At 62.0% G+C, this 539-nt stretch carries 1 protein-coding gene; it reads right to left on the bottom strand.

Annotated features, from left to right (window positions below; genetic code table 11):
• Nucleotides 1–521: AMP-binding protein (locus tag VK92_RS41090; RefSeq protein ID WP_231616489.1), on the bottom strand; the 521-nt coding region annotated here is incomplete at its 3' end.
• Nucleotides 522–539 lie beyond the last annotated feature (18 nt).

Raw genomic sequence — 539 nt, 5'->3', positions numbered from 1 at the left:
TCGCCGGGCACGCCGACGGGTACGGGCTGCTGATGCGCGTCGAGGATGTAGAGGCGCGTGTTGGCGATCGGCCGGCCAATGGGCGGTGCACCTTGCTCGTCGGCGCGGCAGCGATAGGCACTGGCATACACCGTTGCCTCGGTAGGTCCGTAGGCATTCACGAAGCACACCCGGTCAGCCCATTGACGTGCAACATGAGCGGGCAATGCATCGCCACCTACCACGAGTGTGCGCAGCATCGTGAGCGAGTCGGGTTCCGGCAACGCATTGACGGCCACTGGCGGCAGGAGTGCATGAGTGATCTCACGCTCCCGGAGCAGTGTAGCCAAGGGCAGGCCAGGCATCAGTTGCTCGGGCGCAGCAAGATGAAGGTTGGCGCCGCTGCAGAGCGCGGTCACAACTTCCCAAACACAGGCATCGAAACTGAAAGAGGCGAATTGAAGAACTCGGCTCTCACGGGTCACGCTTAACATCTTGCGCTGTGATGCGACCAGATTGCAGACGCCTCGATGTGCAACCATGACCCCCTTTGGTTTGCC

This window comes from Burkholderia sp. LK4 (assembly GCF_001043615.1).
GTDB classification, from domain to species: domain Bacteria; phylum Pseudomonadota; class Gammaproteobacteria; order Burkholderiales; family Burkholderiaceae; genus Burkholderia; species Burkholderia cepacia.
Note: the sequence above shows the minus strand (reverse complement) of the source record. Positions and strands in the feature narration are given on the sequence as shown.